The sequence below is a fragment of the Shinella sp. G-2 genome (assembly GCF_050172695.1).
In the GTDB taxonomy this organism is placed as follows: domain Bacteria; phylum Pseudomonadota; class Alphaproteobacteria; order Rhizobiales; family Rhizobiaceae; genus Shinella.
The window spans coordinates 24,016-43,859 of record NZ_JBBEYH010000034.1 but is presented as its reverse complement, the minus strand read 5'-3'; the positions used below and the strand labels follow the sequence as shown (position 1 = coordinate 43,859).

Annotated in this window: 21 protein-coding genes and 1 riboswitch; of the genes, 13 read left to right on the top strand and 8 right to left on the bottom strand. The window is 65.2% G+C overall.

Annotation, left to right across the window (positions count from 1 at the left end; translation table 11 throughout):
- Positions 1-166: 166 nt before the first annotated feature.
- From V8U06_RS27300 to V8U06_RS27270, 7 genes are all read right to left on the bottom strand, one after another.
- Positions 167-499: a cupredoxin domain-containing protein gene (locus tag V8U06_RS27300; protein WP_427143347.1), complete on the bottom strand. Its 333-nt coding sequence runs from the start codon at positions 497-499 to the stop codon at positions 167-169.
- Entirely contained in the window at positions 496-1,017 is a 522-nt protein-coding gene (locus tag V8U06_RS27295; RefSeq protein WP_427143346.1) for a DUF4142 domain-containing protein, read from the bottom strand. Before V8U06_RS27295 ends, V8U06_RS27300 begins: the two co-directional genes overlap by 4 nt.
- 162 nt (positions 1,018-1,179) lie before the next feature.
- On the bottom strand, positions 1,180-1,965 hold the full coding sequence (locus tag V8U06_RS27290) for an SDR family oxidoreductase (RefSeq protein WP_427143345.1): 786 nt from the start codon (positions 1,963-1,965) through the stop codon (positions 1,180-1,182).
- Between the two features lie 49 nt (positions 1,966-2,014).
- A complete protein-coding gene (locus V8U06_RS27285) occupies positions 2,015-2,965 on the bottom strand; it encodes a sugar-binding transcriptional regulator (RefSeq protein WP_427143344.1) in 951 nt (316 codons plus the stop codon).
- Between the two features lie 21 nt (positions 2,966-2,986).
- Positions 2,987-4,456: an FGGY family carbohydrate kinase gene (locus V8U06_RS27280; RefSeq protein WP_427143343.1), complete on the bottom strand. Its 1,470-nt coding sequence runs from the start codon at positions 4,454-4,456 to the stop codon at positions 2,987-2,989.
- A gap of 82 nt (positions 4,457-4,538) precedes the next feature.
- A complete protein-coding gene (locus V8U06_RS27275) occupies positions 4,539-5,507 on the bottom strand; it encodes a transketolase family protein (protein WP_427143342.1) in 969 nt (322 codons plus the stop codon).
- A complete protein-coding gene (locus tag V8U06_RS27270) occupies positions 5,507-6,316 on the bottom strand; it encodes a transketolase (protein ID WP_427143341.1) in 810 nt (269 codons plus the stop codon). Before V8U06_RS27270 ends, V8U06_RS27275 begins: the two co-directional genes overlap by 1 nt.
- A gap of 208 nt (positions 6,317-6,524) precedes the next feature.
- Between V8U06_RS27270 and V8U06_RS27265 the strand changes: the two genes are divergently transcribed.
- The 6 genes from V8U06_RS27265 (at position 6,525) to V8U06_RS27240 (ending at position 12,526) form a co-directional block, all read left to right on the top strand.
- Complete coding sequence (locus tag V8U06_RS27265; RefSeq protein ID WP_226923360.1) at positions 6,525-7,499, top strand: ABC transporter permease; 975 nt, start codon at positions 6,525-6,527, stop codon at positions 7,497-7,499.
- Positions 7,500-7,625: 126 nt separating this feature from the next.
- On the top strand, positions 7,626-8,558 hold the full coding sequence (locus V8U06_RS27260; RefSeq protein WP_427143340.1) for a substrate-binding domain-containing protein: 933 nt from the start codon (positions 7,626-7,628) through the stop codon (positions 8,556-8,558).
- A gap of 30 nt (positions 8,559-8,588) precedes the next feature.
- Positions 8,589-10,076: a sugar ABC transporter ATP-binding protein gene (locus V8U06_RS27255; protein ID WP_427143339.1), complete on the top strand. Its 1,488-nt coding sequence runs from the start codon at positions 8,589-8,591 to the stop codon at positions 10,074-10,076.
- A gap of 14 nt (positions 10,077-10,090) precedes the next feature.
- Complete coding sequence (locus V8U06_RS27250; protein ID WP_427143338.1) at positions 10,091-10,879, top strand: SDR family oxidoreductase; 789 nt, start codon at positions 10,091-10,093, stop codon at positions 10,877-10,879.
- A 57-nt stretch (positions 10,880-10,936) separates the two neighbouring features.
- Positions 10,937-11,081, top strand: a riboswitch (FMN riboswitch).
- A gap of 89 nt (positions 11,082-11,170) precedes the next feature.
- Positions 11,171-11,803 carry a 3,4-dihydroxy-2-butanone-4-phosphate synthase gene (gene ribB, locus V8U06_RS27245; protein ID WP_427143337.1) on the top strand — a complete coding sequence of 211 codons (633 nt, stop codon included), beginning with the start codon at positions 11,171-11,173 and terminating at the stop codon, positions 11,801-11,803.
- A 243-nt stretch (positions 11,804-12,046) separates the two neighbouring features.
- Entirely contained in the window at positions 12,047-12,526 is a 480-nt protein-coding gene (locus V8U06_RS27240; RefSeq protein WP_427143336.1) for an SRPBCC family protein, read from the top strand.
- A gap of 19 nt (positions 12,527-12,545) precedes the next feature.
- On the opposite strand, the gene V8U06_RS27235 is transcribed toward V8U06_RS27240, so the two are convergent.
- Positions 12,546-13,406 (bottom strand): LysR substrate-binding domain-containing protein, encoded by an 861-nt coding sequence (locus tag V8U06_RS27235; RefSeq protein ID WP_427143350.1) that lies wholly within the window; start codon positions 13,404-13,406, stop codon positions 12,546-12,548.
- Positions 13,407-13,503: 97 nt separating this feature from the next.
- On the opposite strand from V8U06_RS27235, the gene V8U06_RS27230 reads away from it, so the two are divergent.
- The 7 genes from V8U06_RS27230 to V8U06_RS27200 all read left to right on the top strand — a co-directional run bounded on the left by V8U06_RS27230 (position 13,504) and on the right by V8U06_RS27200 (position 19,843).
- Positions 13,504-14,391, top strand: coding sequence for a PhzF family phenazine biosynthesis protein (locus V8U06_RS27230; protein WP_427143335.1), 888 nt, complete (start codon positions 13,504-13,506; stop codon positions 14,389-14,391).
- A gap of 55 nt (positions 14,392-14,446) precedes the next feature.
- Positions 14,447-15,577 (top strand): epoxide hydrolase family protein, encoded by a 1,131-nt coding sequence (locus V8U06_RS27225; protein WP_427143334.1) that lies wholly within the window; start codon positions 14,447-14,449, stop codon positions 15,575-15,577.
- Between the two features lie 343 nt (positions 15,578-15,920).
- The gene (gene napE / locus V8U06_RS27220; RefSeq protein WP_226923326.1) at positions 15,921-16,112 is read left to right on the top strand and encodes a periplasmic nitrate reductase, NapE protein; all 192 of its coding nucleotides are present in this window, start codon (positions 15,921-15,923) and stop codon (positions 16,110-16,112) included.
- A 10-nt stretch (positions 16,113-16,122) separates the two neighbouring features.
- Positions 16,123-16,626: a ferredoxin-type protein NapF gene (locus V8U06_RS27215; protein WP_427143333.1), complete on the top strand. Its 504-nt coding sequence runs from the start codon at positions 16,123-16,125 to the stop codon at positions 16,624-16,626.
- Complete coding sequence (locus V8U06_RS27210) at positions 16,619-16,903, top strand: chaperone NapD (protein ID WP_427143332.1); 285 nt, start codon at positions 16,619-16,621, stop codon at positions 16,901-16,903. The genes V8U06_RS27215 and V8U06_RS27210 overlap by 8 nt, the downstream gene beginning before the upstream one ends.
- Entirely contained in the window at positions 16,878-19,382 is a 2,505-nt protein-coding gene (napA, locus tag V8U06_RS27205) for a periplasmic nitrate reductase subunit alpha (RefSeq protein WP_427143331.1), read from the top strand. Before V8U06_RS27210 ends, napA begins: the two co-directional genes overlap by 26 nt.
- Positions 19,352-19,843 carry a nitrate reductase cytochrome c-type subunit gene (locus tag V8U06_RS27200; protein ID WP_226923312.1) on the top strand — a complete coding sequence of 164 codons (492 nt, stop codon included), beginning with the start codon at positions 19,352-19,354 and terminating at the stop codon, positions 19,841-19,843. The genes napA and V8U06_RS27200 overlap by 31 nt, the downstream gene beginning before the upstream one ends.
- Position 19,844: the final 1 nt, after the last annotated feature.

Here is a 19,844-nt window from a genome sequence, read left to right as displayed (position 1 = left end):
GGACGGCGTCTTCCGCCTCCTTCTGGGAGGGGCGGCTCGACGGATCATCGACACGCGGAAAATGGGTGACTCTGGCGTCCATGGGCGATCTGCCTTTCTACGCGGAACCTGTTCCTTGCGGCACATGCGACCATTGCCGGACACAGGTGCTCGGCAATGGCTTTTCTCAGGAGGCGATTTTGATCCGCCCCTTCATGTTGGGGTGGAAGCGGCAGTAATAGTCGACCGTATCGTCGGGGCTCGCCACATGCGTCGCTACCTTGCCAGGGGGAATGACCACCTCCCAGCCACCCTTGACGGTGGCGGTATGGGCAAAGGGATCCTTGTTCGTCCACTCGATCATCTCGCCCGCCTTCACCTCGATCTCGGCGGGCTGAAAGGCGAGCTTCTCGATGGTGACATGCACGGTGCCGTTATGGGCGCGGGCGAAGCGCGCGCCGGCCAGAACCGCGGCGCCCGTCACCAGCACCTGCCGCCGGTTGAGAAGGCCGCCGCTCATTTCAGGCCCGCGGCGACGTGCTCGGCATGCTGCTGATGGCCCTGGAACAGCTTCAGGCCGGTTTCCAGCAGGCCCTTCAGCTCACCGTTCTGGGCGGAGGGGATCAGCAGCGTCTCCAGCGCGCCGTTGACCTGCTTGTGATAGGCGACCTCGTTGTCGATATAGGCCTTGTCGAAGGCCGCGCCGTCGAGTTTGCCGAGTTCGGCGCGCTTTTCCTCCGCCGCCTTGGCCAGCGCCTGGCTGGTGGCATTGTCTTCCGGCGTCACGTTCAGCTTCTTGACGAGCGCGAGCGCCATGTCGTTGACGGCCTCGTGGTCCTTCTGCATCGATTCCGCGAAGGCCTTCACGTCGGCATTCTTCGTCTTGGTCAGCGCGAGCTTGGCGGCCTCCACGTCGATGACGCCGGCGCTGTAGGCGATATGGGCGATCTGCGGATCCGTCGGCTTGTCGGCGGCGGCGGCAAAGGGGACGGCGAGCGCGAGGCAGGCGGCACTGAACGTGAATATCAGGATCTTCATCGGGTTCTCCCTGGCGCCGGCCTGTCCGGCGCCTGTTTCGGTTGACGCGACATTGGATGCCGGTGCGCCGGGGAGGTTCCCGTTATTTTCGCGGTCGGGCCGGGCGATCTGGGCGCCCGGCCCGACCGACTGTAAAGGTCCGTGTCGCCGGATGGCCCGGCGTCACGACATGATCAGGCCGCCGTCGACATTGATCGTCTGGCCGGTGATGTAGGCTGCATCGGCGGAGGCGAGGAAGGCGACGAGGGCGGCGACTTCCGCCGGCGTGCCGGCGCGACCCATCGGAATGCCCTCCACCCATTCGGCCATCAGTTCGCCCGGACCGTATTCGCCGAGCATCTGGCCCCAGACGCGGTCGTTGTAGTCCCACATCTCGGTGTGGATGATGCCGGGGCAGATGGCGTTGGCGGTGATGCCTTCGCGGGCGAGTTCCTTGGCAAGGCTCTGCGTCAGGCCGACGACGCCGAACTTCGAAGCGGCGTAATGGGGCGTGTAGATGAAACCCTGCCGGGCCTGGCCGGAGGCGGTGTTGACGAGGCGGCCCCTGGTGCCGCTGGCGCGGAAGCGGCGGATCGCCTCCTGGCAGCACAGGAAGACACCCTTCGTGTTGACGTCGAGATTGAGGTCCCACTCGCGCTCGGTGAGGTTCTCGACCTTGGCGATGGTGATGACCCCGGCATTCTGCACGGAAACGGAGATCGCGCCCAGCTTCGCTTCGGCCTCGCCATAGGTGGCCTGCACGGCCTTGGCGTCGGTCACGTCGAGCGCAAGGCCGATCACCTCGGTGCCGGTTTCGGCGGCCAGCGCCTCGGCGGCGGCGACCGTGTCCTTCTCGATAGCCGCGATGGCGACCTTTGCACCCTCTTCGGCAAAGCGCTTGGCGATGCCGCGCCCGATGCCCTTGTTGCCCCCGGTGACGAATACCGTCTGGCCTGCAAAACGTCTCATGGTCTTTTCTCCATAATGCGCAGCAGGCCGAAGACTGATCCGGGATGGATCAGGCCGTGAGCCGTGCCGCAGTGAACTTGTCGGTGACAAGCACGTCGACGACGCCCAGTTTCAGGGCGCCGGCGATGGCCTGGGTCTTCGATTCTCCGCCCGCAAGGGCCATGACGCGGTTGGTCTTGCGCAGGTCTTCCAGCGAGATGCCGATGACGCGGTCGTTGAGCGGCGTTTCCACCGGCTTGCCGTCCTTGTCGTAGAAGCGGTAGGAGATCTCGCCGACCGCGCCTGCCTCGTGCAGCATCGCCATTTCCTGGCGGGAGAAGGTGTTGCCGGAGCGGGCCAGCATCTCCGACGGTTCGACCGCGCCGATGCCGACGATGGCGAGGCTGAGGCGGCCGAAGAGGTCCATCGTCTCGCGCACGACGGGGTCCGCCAGCATGACGAGCTTCGCCTCGCGCGAGGACGTGATGCCCTGGACGAGCAGCAGCCGCGGCTCGCCGCCGGTGAGCCGGGCAAGGCGCGCCGTCAGTTGCGTGGCATGGGTCTGGACCGAGGCATCGCCCATGCCGCCGAGGATCTGCACGATGTATTTGGCCTTGGCGTTCTTCAGCGGGTGGATATTGTCCACCAGGCGCAGGATCGTCTGGCTCCAGCTCGAGACGCCGATGATTTCATCCTGCTGCAGCGTGACCTCGAGGAAATGGGCGGCGGCTTCGCCGATGCGCGCCATGATCGCCCCGTCGCGATCTTCCGAACAGTCGATGACGATGGCCTCGGTGAGGCCGTAGCGCTCACGCAGGGCGGTTTCCAGATCGGCAAAGGTGCCGGCCGGCGGGATGACCGTCGTGCGCACGATGTCTTCCTGCTCGGCCCGTTTCAGCATGCGCGAAACGGTGGCCTGCGACATGTGCATGGTCTCGGCGATCTCGGCCTGCCGCTTGCCGTCGATGTGGTACATCTGGGCGATGCGGGCGATCAGTCGCAACTCGTTGAGCCGTCCCATGAAACCTCCAAGCGTGAATTTTTATTCACTCATAGAGGAAGGACCGGAAACGGTCGAGCGGTAGATTGCATCCTGCCAGACCTGCAAGCGGGCGGCGGTATCCGAGGCGCGCGGGGCAAGCGCATTGACGGCGCGCGGCAGGGCGGCGACGGCGGCAAGATCCGGCCAGATGCCCAGCGACAGACCGGCGAGATAAGCCGCGCCGAGGGCGGAAGCCTCCGGTGCGTCGCACTGGATGACGGGGTGGTTCAGCGTGTCGGCGACGCATTGCATGAGGAAGGTGTTCTTGCTCGGTCCGCCATCGGCATAGAGCCGGCCAAGCGGCGTCGGCGATTGCGACGACATGGCCTTGAAGACGTCATGAACCTGGAAGGCGATGCTGTCCGTCACGGCGCGGGCCATCTGGGCGCGGCTGGTGTTGAAGGTGATGCCGGAAAAGAGCGCGCGCGCATCGGACTGCCAATAGGGCGCGCCGAGGCCGACGAAGGCGGGCACGAAGCCAGGGCCGCCAGGGTCGGCAGTGGCGGCAAGCTCGGTGAGGGCCTGCACGTCGGCAAGACCGAGCATATCGGCCATCCAGGGCAGCGAGGCGGCGGAGACGAGGATATTGCCCTCGAAGGCGTAGGTCGGCGCGCCGCCGATCGACCAGGCGATGGTCGTGGTGATGCCGCGCTCGGGCGCGATGAAGCGCGGCAGGGTCGTCATGATCGACGAGCCGGTGCCGAAGGTCACCTTGCCGTCGCCGGGATTGAAGGCGCCGTGGCCGAAGAGCGCGGCATGGCTGTCGCCGATGGCCGCGGCGATCGGGATACCGTCGGCAAGGCCCGGCACGTTCTTGGTCACGCCGAAGCGGGACGCGCTGTCGCGCACCTCCGGCAAGGCGGATGTGTCGACGCCGAAGAGGGTGCAGAGTTCGTCGCTCCAGACCTGCCGGTTGAGGTCGTAGAGCTGGCTTCGGGCGGCATTGGCGGCATCGCAGGCATGGACCGCGCCGCCCGTGAAGCAATGGATCAGCCAGGCGTCGATGGTGCCGAGCCGCACGGCGCGGCCGGCGGGCACGCGGTCGAGCAGCCACTTCATCTTGGGGCCGGGGAACATCGGGTCGATGGGAAGGCCGGTGAGCGCCTGGACGCGGGGCGCATGGCCAGCGGCGATCAGCTCGGCGCAGGCCGATGCGGTGCGGCGGCACTGCCAGCTCACCACGGGGCCGAGCGGTTCGCCGGTGGCGGCGTCCCAGACGGTAACGGATTCGCGCTGGTTGGAGATGGCGATGCCGAGGATGTCGACGGCGGGTGCCGCGCCGAGGCAGGCGGCGATCGCCTCCTGCACCGATTGCCACAGGCGCAACGGGCTCTGCTCCACCCAGCCCGGCTGGGGATGCTCGATGCCGACGGGAGACGCGCCGCGCGCCAGAATGTTCCCGGCCGTCGAGACAAGCACGGCCTTCGAATTCGTGGTGCCCTGGTCGATGGCGAGAATGGCAGTCGTCATGGCGGCTCCGGGAAGCGGAAGAAGAAAAGGGCGCGGCGAAAGGGAGGTCTTGCCGCGCCCGGCACGAAATCTGGTTGCGCGCTTACGTGCGCGAAGATTTTCGTGCGATCAAGTCGATGGCGGCCTCCGCGATGCCGGCGGGGGACATGCCGAACTCGTCGAGCAGGAATTCCGCCGAGCCGGTGGGGGCGAAGATGCCGGGAACGCCGAGGATCTTCATCGGCACGGGCGCTTCCGCCACCGCGACTTCGGCGATGGCCGAACCGAGGCCGCCGAAGGTGGAGTGTTCCTCCGCCGTCACGATTGCGCCCGTATCGCGGGCGGCGGCCACCACGGCCTCGACGTCGATGGGACGCACCGTCGCCATGTTGAGGACGCGCGCCTCGATGCCCTGTTCGGCAAGGATGGCGGCGGCCTTCATCATGCGATGGGTCAGCGTGCCGTTGGCGATGAGGGTGACGGCATCGCCGTCACGCAGCAGGTTCGCCTTGCCAAGCTCGAATATATGGCCTTCCGGCAGGAGATCGGGAACGCCGACGCGCGAGAGGCGCAGGAAGACCGGACCGTCATAGGCGGCCGCCCATTCCACGGCCGCGGCCGTTTCGATGGAATCGCAGGGGGCCACGACCGGCAGGTTCGGCAGGACGCGGGTCCAGGCGAAATCCTCGATGGAATGGTGCGTCGGGCCGAGTTCGCCATAGGCCATGCCGGAGGAGATGCCGATCAGCTTCACATTGACGTTGGAGTAGGCGATGTCGGCCTTGATCTGTTCCAGCGAGCGGCCGGTCAGGAAGCAGGCCGCGCCGCAGACGAAGGGCAGCAGGCCGCCATTGGCAAGGCCGGCGCCGACGCCGACGAGATTCTGTTCGGCGATGCCGACATTGACGAGGCGTTCCGGCCATTTGGACTTGAAGCCGCCGAGCTTGGAAGAGCCGACGGAATCGTTGCAGACGGCGACGATGCTGGAATTGTCGGCGCCGAGGCGCTCCAGCACGGCGACGAAGGCGTCACGGCAGTCGTGCAGCTTGGCAGAAGGGGTCACGGCGTTCATCAAAGGGCCTCCGAAAGCTCAGCCACGGCAATCTTGTACTGTTCGGCGCTCGGCACCTTGTGGTGCCAGTCGACCTTGTCCTGCATGAAGGAAATGCCGTGGCCCTTGTTGGTGTGGGCGACGATGCAGTGCGGACGGGTGCCGCGCTTCTCGAGCGCAGGAACGATCTCGTCCATGGCGTTGCCGTTGATCTCGGTGACATCCCAGCCGAAGGCTTCCAGCTTGGCCGGGAAGGGCGCGAGGTTGTTGGTGTCCTTCAGCGAGGCGCCCTGCTGGAAGCGGTTGTGGTCGATGACGAGCGTCAGGTTGTCGAGGCCGAACTGCGCGGCCGAGGCGATGGCCTCCCAGTTCGAGCCCTCCTGCATTTCGCCGTCGCCGGTCAGCACATAGGTATGGTAGCTGGCGCCGGTCAGCTTGGCCGCCTTCGCCATGCCGACGGCAACCGGCAGGCCATGGCCGAGCGGACCGGTATTGGTCTCGACGCCCGGCACCTTGTTGCAGTTCGGATGGCCGTTGAGGCGCGAATGCGGCTTGAGGAAGGTGCCGATCTCCTCTTCCGGAATGAAGCCGCGCTTGGCGAGCGTCACATAGAGCGCCAGCGCCACATGTCCCTTCGAGAGCACGAACCGGTCGCGGTCCGGCCGCTTCGGCGCGTCGGGCGAAATCCGCAGGACGCGGAAATAGAGCGCGGTCAGGATGTCGATGGCCGACATTTCCCCACCGATATGGCCTGCGCCAGCTTCATAAACCGCTTGCAGATCGCGAAGGCGGATCTGTCGAGCGATACGGTCGAGATCGTTCGGCTGCATGAAACCCTCATCGTGAATAAATATACAGTGATACATATATTTGCATGGATGCCCGGCAAGTCAAGCGGAAATAGCGTTAGAAAGCCCTAAAAAATTCCGGTAGACGCGCCTTGACAGGCTTTCAGTCGATAGGGTACGAATTTACACACAGTAATGAATAATTATGCGATAGACAAAGCAAGGCCGCGAACGACCGGGAGGAGTGCTCATGGTGGCGGATGTGAAAGAAAGACAGGGGTTCGCCGGGGGATTGCTTCCGTCGCTGCGCGGCGCCACCGGGCCATTGATCGGCCTGATCGTGCTGTGCCTGTTTCTCACCTTTGCGACGGACAAGTTCCTGTCGGTCCGCAACTTCCTCAACGTGCTCGACCAGATCACCGTGCTCGGCGTCATGGCCGTCGGCATGACGCTCGTCATCCTGATCGGCGGCATCGATCTTGCGGTCGGCTCGGTGATGGCGCTGGCGATGATGGTGCTCGGCTATCTCAATGTCGTGGCCGGCGTTCCCATGGCTCTCGCGATCCCGCTCGCCCTGCTGGTCGCGGCCCTCAACGGCCTCGTTGCGGGCCTGCTCATCACGCGGTTCAACGTGCCGGCCTTCATCGCGACGCTCGCCATGATGTCGATCACGCGCGGTCTTGCGAACATGATCACGGACGGCCAGCAGATCATCGGCTTCCCGGCCTGGTTCAACACGATGGCCATCGTTCGCTTCGGCGGCTTCCTGACGCTGACGGTTGCCGTGATGATCGTGGTCTTCATCGTCGGCCTTCTCTACCAGCGCTATCGCCACGGCGGGCGCGTGCTCTATGCCGTCGGCGGCAATGCCGAGGTGGCGCGCCTTGCCGGCATCAACGTCCAGCGCGCGACCGTGCTCGTCTATGTGGTGTGCAGCTTCCTTGCCGGCCTTTCGGGCATGGTGCTCGCTGCCCGCCTCGACTCCGTCCAGCCATCCTCGGGCGTTTCCTATGAGCTCGACGCCATCGCGGCAGTCGTCATCGGCGGCACCTCGCTTTCGGGCGGCACGGGCGGCATCGGCGGCACCATCATCGGCGTCCTGATCATCGGCGTGCTGCGCAACGGCCTCAACCTGCTCAGCGTCTCGCCCTTCATGCAGCAGGTCATCATCGGCGCCGTCATCGTGCTCGCCGTCACCGCGGAGACCTACCGCAAGCGCAAATAACGGTTTTCATCCCGCGGCCGGTTGGCGGCGGGGTGGTGAAAACGGCCAGCAATGGTGCGGGCCGGCAAAAGGAAGGCGGCTTCCTGCAGGGGCGGGGGCTGCCGGGTAACTCGGAGGAGAGAAACCATGAAACTGTCCAGACTGCTGATGGCGGCAACCGCTGCTTCGATGTTCGCACTTCCGGCATCCGCCGCCGAGGTCAAGAAGATCGGCCTCGCCGTTCCGAACCTGCAGGCCGACTTCTTCAACCAGATCAAGCTCGGCGTCGAAAAGCACGCCAAGGAAAAGGGCATCGAGGTTGTCGTGGTCGATGCCAAGAACGACACCAACACCCAGGTCAGCCAGGTGCAGGACCTGATGACGCAGGATATCGACGCGTTCATCTACATCCCGGCCGGCGCCGCCGCCGCCGCGGTGCCGACGCGCCTTGCCCGCGAAGCCGGCATCCCCGTCATCAACGTCGACCGCGTTCCGGAAGGCGCGCCGGGTGATACGTTCATCGCCGGCGAAAGCGTGGAATCCGCCTACGAAGTCTGCAAGTACATCATCGGCAAGGCCGGCGGCGCCGGCAAGATGGCGATCATCCACGGCCAGAAGGGCACGACGCCGGAAGTCGACCGCTTCACCGGCTGCAAGCGCGCCATCGACGAGAACAAGGGCGTCGAACTGGTCGACCAGCAGTGGAGCAACATGTGGTCGGCCGACGAAGGCTTCACCATCGCGCAGAACATGCTGCAGGCGAACCCCGACATCACGATCATCTTCGGCCAGGCCGACGGTCTCGCGATGGGTGCGGCCAAGGCTGTCGACGTTGCCAACCTCTCGGACAAGGTGATCATCGGCGGTTATGACGGCGACGTCTCGGCTCTCGAATATCTCGCCAAGTGCAAGGGCCCGTATATCGCGACGGCCACGCAGAGCACGCAGAAGATGGGCGTTCTGGCCGTCGAATCCGCGCTCGCCGTCGCCGCCGGCCAGAAGGTCGAGGAGCGCCAGACGCCGAACGCCGTTCTGACGACCTGCGAAAACGCGCCGGAATTCGTGAAGAGCCATCCGTAATTTGGATCCATAACGAAAGGCAGCAGCGCCATGACGAACCGCTCTCCCATCCTGTCGCTCCGAGGGATCCAGAAATCCTACGGTCCGATCAAGGTTCTCCACGGTGTCGATCTCGACATCTATCCGGGAGAGGTCGTGGCGCTGCTCGGCGAAAACGGTGCCGGGAAATCGACCCTGTCGAACATCATCTCCGGCACCGTGCAGCCCTCCGCCGGGGACATGACCTGGCTCGGCAAGGCCTATGCGCCGGCCAATCCGCGCGCCGCGATGGACGAAGGCGTCGGCATGATCCACCAGGAGCTGAAGCTTCTGCCGAAGCTGTCGATCGCCGAAAACGTGTTCGTCGGCCGCTATCCCATGAAATCGGGCCGGGTCGACCGCAAGGTGATGGAGGAGCGCGCCCGCGCCGGCCTTCAGCGCCTCGGTCTCGATGTGTCGCCGGACCGTCTCGTCGAGGGGCTTTCGACCGGAAGGCAGCAGCTCATCGAAATCGCCAAGGCCCTGACGCTGAATGCCCGCCTGCTCATTTTGGACGAGCCGACCGCCGCGCTCGGCGGCGAGGAGACGCAGGCGCTCTTCCGCCAGATCGAGCGGCTGAAATCCGAGGGCGTCGGCATCATCTACATCTCCCACCGGCTGGAGGAAATCCGCCAGATCACCGACCGCATCGTCGTCATGCGCGACGGGGCCAAGGTGCAGGAATTCGACCGGGGCGACGTTCCGATCCGCACCATCGTCGAGGCGATGGTCGGGCGCTCGCTGGAGCGCATGTTCCCCACGCTGCCCACGCCCACCGAGGAGGTGACGCTGGAAGTGCGCGGCCTGTCCTCGCCCAGCAAGGCCTTCCGCGACATCAACTTCTCCGTCCGCAAGGGCGAGGTCTTCGGCATTGCCGGCCTCATGGGGGCTGGCCGCACGGAACTCGTGCGCGCCATCACCGGCGCCGATCCGATTTCCGCCGGCGAGGTGCTGCTGCACGGCAAGCCCGTCACCCCGCGCTCGCCCATCGATGCGATCCGCAACGGCATCGTGCTGGTCCCGGAGGACCGCAAGCTGCAGGGCGTGGTGCTCGATCATTCCATCGCGGAGAATATCGGTTATGCCAATCTCAGGGAGATCGCCAGAAAGGGCTGGATCTCAACCCGCCGCATCCGCGATTTTGCCGAGGACTACATCAAGCGCTTCGGCGTGAAGGGGCGTGGCGGGCAGAATGCCGGCGAGCTTTCCGGCGGCAACCAGCAGAAAGTGGTGATCGCCAAGTGGCTGGCGCGCAAGCCCCGGGTGGTGGTGCTCGACGAGCCGACGCGCGGCATCGACGTCGGCGCCCGCTCCTCGATCTACGATCTCATCATGGACCTTGCGCGGGACGGCGTCGCCGTCATCGTGGTCAGCTCCGACCTTGAGGAAGTGCTCGGCGTTTCCAGCCGCATCATGGTCATGGCGCAGGGCAAGCAGGCCGGCATCCTGAACCGCGAAGACGCCAACGACGTCTCCGTCATGGAACTGGCGACGATTTGAACAGGGAAGAAACCATGTCCGACATTACGCTGAACGCGCCCAAACTCTTCGATCTCTCCGGCAACATCGCCTTCGTCACTGGCGCGGGCAGCGGCATCGGCCAGCGGATCGCCATCGGCCTTGCCCAGTGCGGCGCGGATGTCGCCCTGCTCGACCGGCGTACCGACGACGGTCTGGCCCAGACCGCCGATGTCATCGCGCGCGCCGGGCGGCGCAGCATCCAGATCGCCGCCGACGTCACCAGCGGCGCGGCGCTGACCGAGGCGGTCGCCCGCACCGAGGCCGAGCTCGGCGCTCTGACGCTCGCCGTCAATGCGGCCGGCATCGCCAATGCCAATCCGGCGGAGGACATGGCCGAAAGCCAGTTCCAGACGATGATGGACATCAACCTCAAGGGCGTCTTCCTGTCCTGCCAGGCAGAGGCGCGCGCCATGCTGAAGACGGGCCGCGGCGCCATCGTCAACATCGCCTCCATGTCCGGCGTCATCGTCAATCGCGGCCTCAGCCAGTGCCACTACAACGCCTCCAAGGCCGGCGTCATCCACATGACCAAATCCATGGCGATGGAATGGGTCGGCCGCGGCATCCGCGTCAACACGATCAGCCCCGGCTATACCGCGACGCCGATGAACACCCGGCCGGAAATGGTGCACCAGACGAAGCTCTTCGAGGAGCAGACGCCGATGCAGCGCATGGCCAGCGTCGACGAGATGGTCGGTCCCGCCGTCTTCCTGCTCTCGGACGCGGCAAGCTTCGTGACCGGCGTCGACCTTCTCGTCGATGGCGGCTTCTGCTGCTGGTAATCGTGCGGGTCGGTGAAAGCCGGCTCTTGCATTTGCCCGGCAAAGTTCCTTATTTACGCTTGTTCTCAGGGCGGGGTGAAACTCCCCACCGGCGGTATCCGGAGCGATCCGGGAGCCCGCGAGCGCCTTCCGCAAGGAAGGGTCAGCAGATCCGGTGCGATGCCGGAGCCGACGGTCATAGTCCGGATGGAAGAGGACATGTCTACAGGGCGTTCCCATGGGAGCGCGTGTGGACCTGTTCGCCCAAGGGATTGAAAACGCCGGTAGCGGCACCCTTGAAAGGCACATGGAATGGCACTCTCGAAAATTGAAGACGCAATCGCGGCGCTGGCACGGGGCGGCATGATCGTCGTCGTGGACGATGAAAACCGCGAAAATGAAGGCGATATCATCGTCGCCTCTGACGCGATAACGCCGGAGGCAATCGCCTTCATGATGAAGCATGCGCGCGGTCTCATCTGCGTGGCGATGCAGGGAGAGCGCCTCGATGCGCTCGATATCCCGCTGATGGTTCCCCATAACACCGAATACCACAAGACGGCCTTCACCGTGTCCGTCGACTACCTGCCGGGTACGACGACCGGCATTTCCGCCGCCGACCGCGCGGCGACCGTCAAGGCGCTCATGGACCCCTCGACCGCGCCGGAAGACTTCGCCCGCCCGGGCCACATCTTCCCGCTGCGTGCCCATCCGCGCGGCGTGCGTGGCCGCCCCGGCCACACCGAGGCCGCCGTCGACCTGGCGCGTCTTGCCGGCAAGACCCCGTCGGGCGTGATCTGCGAGGTCGCCAATGACGACGGCACCATGGCCCGTCTGCCGGAACTGATTACCTTTGCCGAACACCACAGGCTGCCGCTGATCAGCATAGAAGCCCTCATCGCCTATATCGCCGGGCAGGAAGACAAGGCCGCCGCAGCGGCCTGATCCGAAGGCATTCCCGTTCCTCCGCGCCAACCGGCACACCATGTCCGGATCGGTTGGCGCCCTATCGGAGGCGAGAGCATCGCGCCCGTCGATCCGGCCATGGCGAACGATGGTGTGGGGGAGATGCCCCGTCTCGCGCGGACGGTAGGCGGCCTGCGCTCCAGGGGTGTCGACCGGCCCCGTGTTTCTTTCGTCGTAGCGCCGCGCTACTATGCACGGCGCAAAAGACGGGAAGGAAACGGCATGAACCCCAAGCCCACCGGCCGCGTTGAAGGCAACGACCTGATCATCACGCGCGAATTCCTTGCGCCCATCAACGACGTCTGGACGAGCGTGTCAGCGTCCGAAAAGACCGCGCTCTGGTTCGGCCGCTGGGAGGGCGATGCCGGTCCGGGCAAGATCGTGCGGCTGCAATTGCTTCACGAAAAGGGCCAGCCTTGGACGAATGTGATGATCGAGGAATGCGAAGCGCCGCGCCGCCTCGTCCTCACCATGAAGGACGAACACGGCGACTGGCGTATCGAGCTGACCCTGACGCAGACGGGCGACAGGACGGAATTGCGCTTCGTGCAGCCCCTCAGCGACCGCATGCTGGCGGGCGACGTCGGGCCGGGCTGGGAATATTACCTGGACATGCTGGTCGCCGCGCGCGAGGGCAAGGCGCTGCCGTCCTTCGCGGACTACTATCCTGCACAGAAGGCCTATTACCTGGACGGCGCATGACGGCCTGCCTCCGCCGCGCTCAATCCGGTGATTGACGAACCTGGTCGCGCAGCCATTCGCAGAAGCCGCGCGGGGCAGGGCGCTGGTCGCCTTCGCGGATCAGGGCGAAATACCAATCCGGTCCTTTCAGCACGGTGCCGAGCGGCGCGATAAGCTGCCCGCTCTCCAGAAGCGGGCGGAAGAGCGTCGGTGATAGCAAGGCGACCCCGAGACCGGCCACTGCCGCATTGGCGATCAGCTCGAAGATCGAATAGTCGACGCCGGAAAAGCGCAAATCGTCCGGCATGGCGCGCTCGGCTCTCGCGAACCACTTGCTCCAGTCGGGATGCGGTAGGAGATCGAACTCCGCAAGCTCCTCCGGCTCGCTGAGCCTGCGCGAGCCCAGAAGCGCGGGTGCGATCATCGGCGTGACGTCGACCGGCGTCAGCGGATATTCGTCAAGCCCGTCCCATCCGCCCCGTCCGGTGCGGATCGCGACGTCGAAGGCGGTCGGGCTGCGCAGGTCGGAGGAAATGTCGAGCTCGATGGCACCGCCGCCGGGCGCGCGATAGCCCGAGAGCCGTGGGGCCAGCCAGCGGGAGGCGAAGGTCGGGGGAACCGTTACGCGCAGCGCCGGTGCCGCCGCATGGAACGCTTCCAGCGCATCGTTGATATCGTCCAGCGCGTGCCGTACCCGGCCCGCCAGGGCCACGGCGGCGGGCGTGGCGACGACCCGCCGGCCGACGCGTGTGAACAGGGGCTGGCCAAGCTCTGCCTCGAGGGTGCGGATGCGCAGGCTGACCGCGGCAGGGGTCAGCGCCAGGCGGTCTGCCGCGCCGGCAAAGCTGCCCAGGCTGACGCAGGTCTCGAGCACGCGGAGGGATTCGAGGGAGGGACGAATGGTTAGTTTCCCTTGTCAATTGAACAAGCAATGCGCGTTTTGCGGCGAAGACGCTCTGGTGCACAGTCGGGCCTGTCAGAAGGATAGGAGCTAAGCCGTGTCACCGCAATCGAGCAGCGCAACCCTTGTCGCCGGGCTGATAGACGTCTTCGCCGATACCGCGCTCAGCGGCAATCCGCTGGCGGTCGTCGAAGATGCCGATGGCCTCTCCGAGAGCCAGATGCGCCGGATCGCCGGCGAGTTCAACCAGGCCGAAACGACCTTCGTCATGCGCAGCGACCGGGCCGACCTCAAGCTCCGGTCCTTCACCGCGGCCGGGGCGGAAGTGGTCGGCGCCGGCCACAATGCGCTCGGGGCGTGGCTCTGGCTGGCCGAAGCCGGCAAGCTTGGGCCTATCCAGGCGCCCCGGCTGTTCCGGCAGGAAATCGGCGAGGAGGTCCTGCCGATCGAGCTTCGTCCGGTGGACGGGCGGATCTTCGGCCGCATGACGCAGTCCAGGCTGAAGCTCGGGCCGGCGCTGGCCGACGTGGCACCACTGGCGGCCGCCCTCGGCCTTGCGCCCGAGGATATCCTTTCCGAGCCGGCACCGCGCGTCGCCGATACCGGCGTGGCGCATCTGCTCGTTCGCCTTGGCGACGTTGCCGCGGTCGATCGTGCCGAGCCCGCCGCCAAGGGGCTCCTCAAGGTGCTGAGCGCGGCCTCCGCGGAGGGGTGCTATGTCTATGCCTTCGACAGCGCCGCGCCGGATCGCGCCTATGCGCGGTTCTTCAACTCGACGGTGGGGTTATGGGAGGACGCGGCCACCGGCACGGCGGCCGGTCCCCTTGCGGCCTATCTCGGAAGCGAGGGGCTGATTTCAGGCGCCATCGAGATCGAGCAGGGCACCAGGATGGGACGCAGGAGCCTTCTGCGCATCAGCCTTGCACCCGAGCCCGAAATTTCGGGCGCCGGCATCGTCGTCATGCGCGGCATGCTGACGTTCTGAACAGGACAAGCCGCCGGCGCGTCGACCGGCATTCCCGCTATTCAGGAGAAAGCAAATGCTCTCGATAAGACCGTTCAAGATCGAGGTCAGCGATGCCGCCATCGCCGATCTCAAGGACCGTCTCGCCAAGGCGCGGTGGCCCGCTACGATAACCGGCGACTGGTCCCGGGGCCAGCCTCTTCACTTCATCAAGGAACTGGCCGACCAGTGGAGGGACGGTTACGACTGGCGGGCACATGAGCGTGAATTGAACCGCTATCCCCATTTCATGACGGAGATCGACGGCCAGCCGATCCATTTCATGCACATCAAGTCGCAAGTGCCGAATGCCTTCCCGCTGATCCTCAGCCATGGTTGGCCCGGCAGCATCGTCGAGTTCCTGGCCCTCATCGGGCCGCTGACCGATCCGAAGGCACACGGGCTGGACGAAACGATTGCCTTCGATCTCGTCATTCCATCCCTGCCGGGCTTCGGCTTCTCCAGTCCGATGACGTCGCCCGGCTGGGACAGTGCACGGACGGCAAAGGCCTGGGACAGGCTGATGAAAGCGCTCGGCTACAGCGCCTATGGCGCGCATGGCGGGGATGCCGGTGCGCTGGTCGGCCGTGAACTGGGGATCCTCGCACCGGAAGGCCTCGTCGGCACGCATCTTCTTCAGATCTTTGCCTTTCCGACCGGGCAGCCCGGCGAAATGGAAAGACTTTCTCCCTTCGAAATGGAGGGCATGGCAAATCTCGCCATGTTCGAGAAATACGGCGGCTACCAGGCCATCCAGTCGAAACGCCCGGGCACGCTCGCCTTCGCGCTGGTCGACTCGCCCGTCGGCCAGCTCGCCTGGAACGCGGAACTATGGTTCGGCTTCGAGGGCGCCGGCAAAGGGCAGGTGGATCGCGATCTCTATCTCACCAACAATGCGATCTACTGGTTCACCGGCACCAGCGGATCCGCCGCGAACGTCTATTACGAGGACAGCCAGACCGGGGCCGGCTACCGGGAGATCAACAACCCGACCCCGACGGGTGTCGCCGTCTTCCCTCAGGATTTCCGGTCCGTGCGCAGTTTCGCCGAGCGCTCGAATAACATCGTCCACTGGACGGAAATGCCCCGCGGCGGCCACTTCGCCGCGTCTGAAACGCCCGATCTGCTCGCCGCGGATATCCGGGCGTTTTTCAAGGCCTTGTCGTGACGTACGGCGAAAAAGCGCCGCGTCTCCCACTTGGCCCTGAGCGGCGAGAGAGGACGCGGCGACTTCCGCCGCATCCTCTCCGGCAATCCATCGCGGAGTAGAAGTCAGGCGGTAATTTCAGGGAATCCTAAAAATCCAAGGGGATTGTTTTATTAAACCTGTCTGTATCTTTCAGGATTGTCCGCTGAAATACTTTCCAATCGCTATATTTACGCGGATATAACGATAATTGATATTTGATAAGTATTTCCTTGATGTCGCTGCCGCGGCTTTTTCTACTTTATTTTCGGCCTTTCGGTGCTAGTATCGCGCCTTGTGATCTTGTCGTCGGAGGAAGCCAGCCTTGTCCGAAGTCTCGACAGAACCTCTGCCGCCGCAGGTGCCGAAGGCCAGCCGGCGCCGTGAGCTGATCACCTTCTTCATCCTCGCATTCGGGATTTGGCCCATCGTCGCCGTCGGCGTCGTGGGGGGCTATGGTTTCCTGGTGTGGATGTTCCAGATCATCTATGGGCCGCCCGGCCCGCCCGCCCATTGAGGGCGCGGCCATGGAGCGGCAGGCGGCGGTTTCGAGGCGGGACTTTCTGAGGGGCGGCAGGCGCGACACCCCCGCCGCCATTCGCCCGCCCGGCGTCGATGCGGCGGCGCTGGCCGCCTGCACGGGCTGCGGCGCCTGTGTCGAGCACTGTCCCACCCATATCGTCAGCCTCGTCGACGGCCTGCCGGTGCTCGATTTCAGGGCAGGGGAATGCACCTTCTGCGGCGCCTGCGCGGCGCACTGTCCGGAGCCGGTTTTCACCGGCGCCCCCGTCGATCGTTTCGATTATGTCGCCGCCATCGCGGCCTCCTGTCTGCCATTCCAGGGCGTCGACTGTCAGGCCTGCCGGGACGCCTGTCCCACCGGCGCGATCCGTTTTCGCCCGGTGCGCGGCGGGCCGTTCGTGCCGGAACTGATAGCCGAGGCCTGCACGGGTTGCGGCGCCTGCATTGCCGTCTGTCCCGTCGGCGCAGTCGCGGCCGTGACCGCAAACCGGGAGGCCGTGCATGCCTGACCTCCGGCAGCATCATATTTCCAGCGCCGTGATCGCCACCAAGCCGGGGACGCTCGATGGCGTGCTGGCCGCATTGGCCGGCTTCGACAATGTCGAGGTGCACGGCGCGGACAAGGGCAAGATCGTCGTCGTCATCGAGGGGCCGTCGACCGGCGTGCTCGGGGATACGCTGATGCGCATCTCGGTCCTCGACGGGGTGATTGCCGCAAACATGGTTTTCGAACATGTCGAACTGGAAGGGAACGAGGCTGATGGGCAGCGAACTGACGCGGCGTGACATCCTGAAGGCCCAGGCGGCGGGCGTCGCGGCGGCGGCGGCCGGCATAACGCTTCCCGCCGCCGCCCAGCCCGTGCCGGGCGGGGTGAGCGCGCTGGAGATCAAGTGGGACAAGGCGCCCTGCCGGTTCTGCGGCACGGGCTGCGGCGTCATGGTGGGCGTCAAGGAAGGCAAGGTCGTCGCCACCCATGGCGACATGCAGGCCGAGGTCAATCGTGGCCTCAACTGCATCAAGGGCTACTTCCTGTCCAAGATCATGTACGGCGCCGACCGCCTGACGACGCCGCTCCTGCGCAAGCGCAACGGCGCCTATGCCAAGGATGGCGAATTCGAGCCGGTCACATGGGAAGAGGCCTTCGACGTAATGGCCGAACAGGCCAAGAAGGTGCTGAAGGAGAAGGGGCCGACGGCCCTCGGCATGTTCGGCTCCGGCCAGTGGACGATCTTCGAGGGCTATGCTGCGACCAAGCTGATGCGCGCCGGCTTCCGCTCGAACAATCTCGACCCCAACGCCCGTCACTGCATGGCCTCCGCCGCCGTCGCCTTCATGCGCACCTTCGGCATGGACGAGCCGATGGGCTGCTACGACGACTTCGAGCATGCCGACGCCTTCGTGCTCTGGGGCTCGAACATGGCGGAGATGCACCCGATCCTGTGGACGCGCATCGCCGACCGGCGGCTCGGCAACGAGCATGTGCGCGTGGCGGTGCTGTCCACCTTCACCCACCGCAGCATGGACCTCGCGGACATTCCGATGGTCTTCAAGCCGGGCACGGACCTCGTCATCCTCAACTACATCGCCAATCACATCATCCAGTCCGGCCGGGTGAACGAGGCGTTCGTACGCGATCACACGAAATTCGTGCGCGGCGTCACCGATATCGGCTACGGCCTGCGCCCGGACAATCCGGTCGAGCTGAAAGCTGCCAATTCCGCCGATCCCGGCAAGACCGAGCCGATGGACTATGAGGCCTTCAAGGCCTTCGTCGTCGAATACACGCTGGAAAAGACCGTGGAGATGACCGGCGTCGAGGCCGGCTTCCTCAAGCAGCTCGCCGAGCTCTATGCCGACCCCGACCGCAAGGTCATGTCGCTCTGGACCATGGGCTTCAACCAGCATGTGCGCGGCGTCTGGGCGAACCAGATGGTCTATAACCTGCACCTTCTGACGGGCAAGATTTCCGAGCCCGGCAACAGCCCGTTCTCGCTGACCGGCCAGCCGTCCGCCTGCGGCACGGCGCGCGAGGTCGGCACCTTCGCCCACCGCCTGCCGGCCGACATGGTGGTGACGAACCCGGAACACCGCAAGCATGCGGAAGAAATCTGGCGCATTCCGCACGGCATCATCCCGGACAAGCCGGGCTATCACGCGGTCCAGCAGGATCGGATGCTCAAGGACGGCAAGCTCAATTTTTACTGGGTGCAGGTGAACAACAACGTCCAGGCTGGCCCGAACACCGCCAACGAGACCTATCAGGGCTATCGCAACCCGGACAATTTCATCGTCGTCTCGGATGCCTATCCGACGATCACCGCGATGAGCGCCGACCTGGTCCTGCCGGCCGCCATGTGGGTGGAGAAGGAGGGGGCCTACGGCAATGCCGAACGGCGCACCCATGTCTGGCATCAGCTCGTGCAGGCGCCCGGCGAGGCCCGCTCCGACCTCTGGCAGCTCGTCGAATTTTCCAAGCGCTTCACCACCGAAGAGGTCTGGCCGGCGGAGATCCTGGCCGCCAATCCCGACTACAAGGGCAAGACGCTCTACCAGGTGCTCTACGCCGAAAGCGATGTGGCGAAGTTCCCCGTCGCGGAGGTAAAGCCCGACCACGCCAACAACGAGGCGCAGCATTTCGGCTTCTACATCCAGAAGGGGCTGTTCGAGGAATATGCCGCCTTCGGCCGCGGCCATGGCCACGACCTTGCACCCTACGACACCTATCATGAGGTGCGCGGCCTGCGCTGGCCGGTCGTCGACGGCAAGGAGACGCTGTGGCGCTACCGTGAGGGATACGATCCCTATGTGAAGCCCGGCGAGGGCGTGAAGTTCTATGGCAATGCGGACGGCAAGGCCGCGATCATCGCCGTGCCCTACGAGCCGCCGGCCGAATCTCCCGACGATGAATACGATACCTGGCTTGTGACCGGCCGCGTGCTGGAACACTGGCATTCCGGCTCGATGACGATGCGTGTGCCCGAACTTTTCAAGGCCTTCCCCGGCGCGCGCTGCTTCATGAACGCGGACGACGCCCGCAAGCGCGGTCTCAACCAGGGCTCGGAAATCCGCATCATCTCGCGGCGCGGCGAGATCCGCTCGCGCGTCGAGACCCGCGGGCGCAACCGCATGCCGCCGGGTGTGATCTTCGTGCCGTGGTTCGATGCCAGCCAGCTCATCAACAAGGTCACGCTCGACGCCACCGATCCCATCTCGAAACAGACGGATTTCAAGAAATGCGCAGTCAAGATCGAACCCGTCGCATGACCCTCCACAGAGGATGGGTGCTGGCTGCGCTCAGCGCGGCCGTCATCGCCACCAGCGCCATGGCGCAGATGGTGCCGCAGCTCTCCGGCCCGGACGGGGACAAGATGCAGGAGGTGCCGGCCGACCCGCTGCCCAAATGGGTCATCGACGATATCAGGCGCATGCGCGCCTATCCCGAACAGCCGCCGATCATCCCGCATTCGATCGACGGCTATCAGCTTTCGGTCAACGCCAACCGCTGTCTTTCCTGCCACAAGCGTGAATTCTCGCAGGATGCCGGCGCGCCGATGATCAGCATCACCCACTACATGACGCGCGAGGGCCAGATGCTGGCCGACGTCTCGCCGCGCCGCTATTTCTGCACCGCCTGCCATGTGCCGCAGGCCGACCGCAAGCCGCTCGTCGGCAATACCTTCAAGGACATGAGTGAGCTTGGCGTTACCAAGGCGGGAAGCGAATGAT

What these genes read in the sequence shown, in the direction of transcription:
- V8U06_RS27300 (WP_427143347.1), bottom strand. Translation starts at nt 499, where the DNA reads ATGAGCGGCGGCCTTCTCAACCGGCGGCAGGTGCTGGTGACGGGCGCC.
- napA (WP_427143331.1), top strand. Translation starts at nt 16,878, where the DNA reads ATGGGCAGCGAACTGACGCGGCGTGACATCCTGAAGGCCCAGGCGGCG.
- V8U06_RS27265 (WP_226923360.1), top strand. Translation starts at nt 6,525, where the DNA reads ATGGTGGCGGATGTGAAAGAAAGACAGGGGTTCGCCGGGGGATTGCTT.
- V8U06_RS27240 (WP_427143336.1), top strand. Translation starts at nt 12,047, where the DNA reads ATGAACCCCAAGCCCACCGGCCGCGTTGAAGGCAACGACCTGATCATC.
- V8U06_RS27200 (WP_226923312.1), top strand. Translation starts at nt 19,352, where the DNA reads ATGCGCAGTCAAGATCGAACCCGTCGCATGACCCTCCACAGAGGATGG.
- V8U06_RS27255 (WP_427143339.1), top strand. Translation starts at nt 8,589, where the DNA reads ATGACGAACCGCTCTCCCATCCTGTCGCTCCGAGGGATCCAGAAATCC.
- V8U06_RS27210 (WP_427143332.1), top strand. Translation starts at nt 16,619, where the DNA reads ATGCCTGACCTCCGGCAGCATCATATTTCCAGCGCCGTGATCGCCACC.
- V8U06_RS27225 (WP_427143334.1), top strand. Translation starts at nt 14,447, where the DNA reads ATGCTCTCGATAAGACCGTTCAAGATCGAGGTCAGCGATGCCGCCATC.
- V8U06_RS27280 (WP_427143343.1), bottom strand. Translation starts at nt 4,456, where the DNA reads ATGACGACTGCCATTCTCGCCATCGACCAGGGCACCACGAATTCGAAG.
- V8U06_RS27295 (WP_427143346.1), bottom strand. Translation starts at nt 1,017, where the DNA reads ATGAAGATCCTGATATTCACGTTCAGTGCCGCCTGCCTCGCGCTCGCC.
- V8U06_RS27270 (WP_427143341.1), bottom strand. Translation starts at nt 6,316, where the DNA reads ATGCAGCCGAACGATCTCGACCGTATCGCTCGACAGATCCGCCTTCGC.
- V8U06_RS27275 (WP_427143342.1), bottom strand. Translation starts at nt 5,507, where the DNA reads ATGAACGCCGTGACCCCTTCTGCCAAGCTGCACGACTGCCGTGACGCC.
- V8U06_RS27250 (WP_427143338.1), top strand. Translation starts at nt 10,091, where the DNA reads ATGTCCGACATTACGCTGAACGCGCCCAAACTCTTCGATCTCTCCGGC.
- V8U06_RS27290 (WP_427143345.1), bottom strand. Translation starts at nt 1,965, where the DNA reads ATGAGACGTTTTGCAGGCCAGACGGTATTCGTCACCGGGGGCAACAAG.
- ribB (WP_427143337.1), top strand. Translation starts at nt 11,171, where the DNA reads ATGGCACTCTCGAAAATTGAAGACGCAATCGCGGCGCTGGCACGGGGC.
- V8U06_RS27215 (WP_427143333.1), top strand. Translation starts at nt 16,123, where the DNA reads ATGGAGCGGCAGGCGGCGGTTTCGAGGCGGGACTTTCTGAGGGGCGGC.
- V8U06_RS27285 (WP_427143344.1), bottom strand. Translation starts at nt 2,965, where the DNA reads ATGGGACGGCTCAACGAGTTGCGACTGATCGCCCGCATCGCCCAGATG.
- V8U06_RS27260 (WP_427143340.1), top strand. Translation starts at nt 7,626, where the DNA reads ATGAAACTGTCCAGACTGCTGATGGCGGCAACCGCTGCTTCGATGTTC.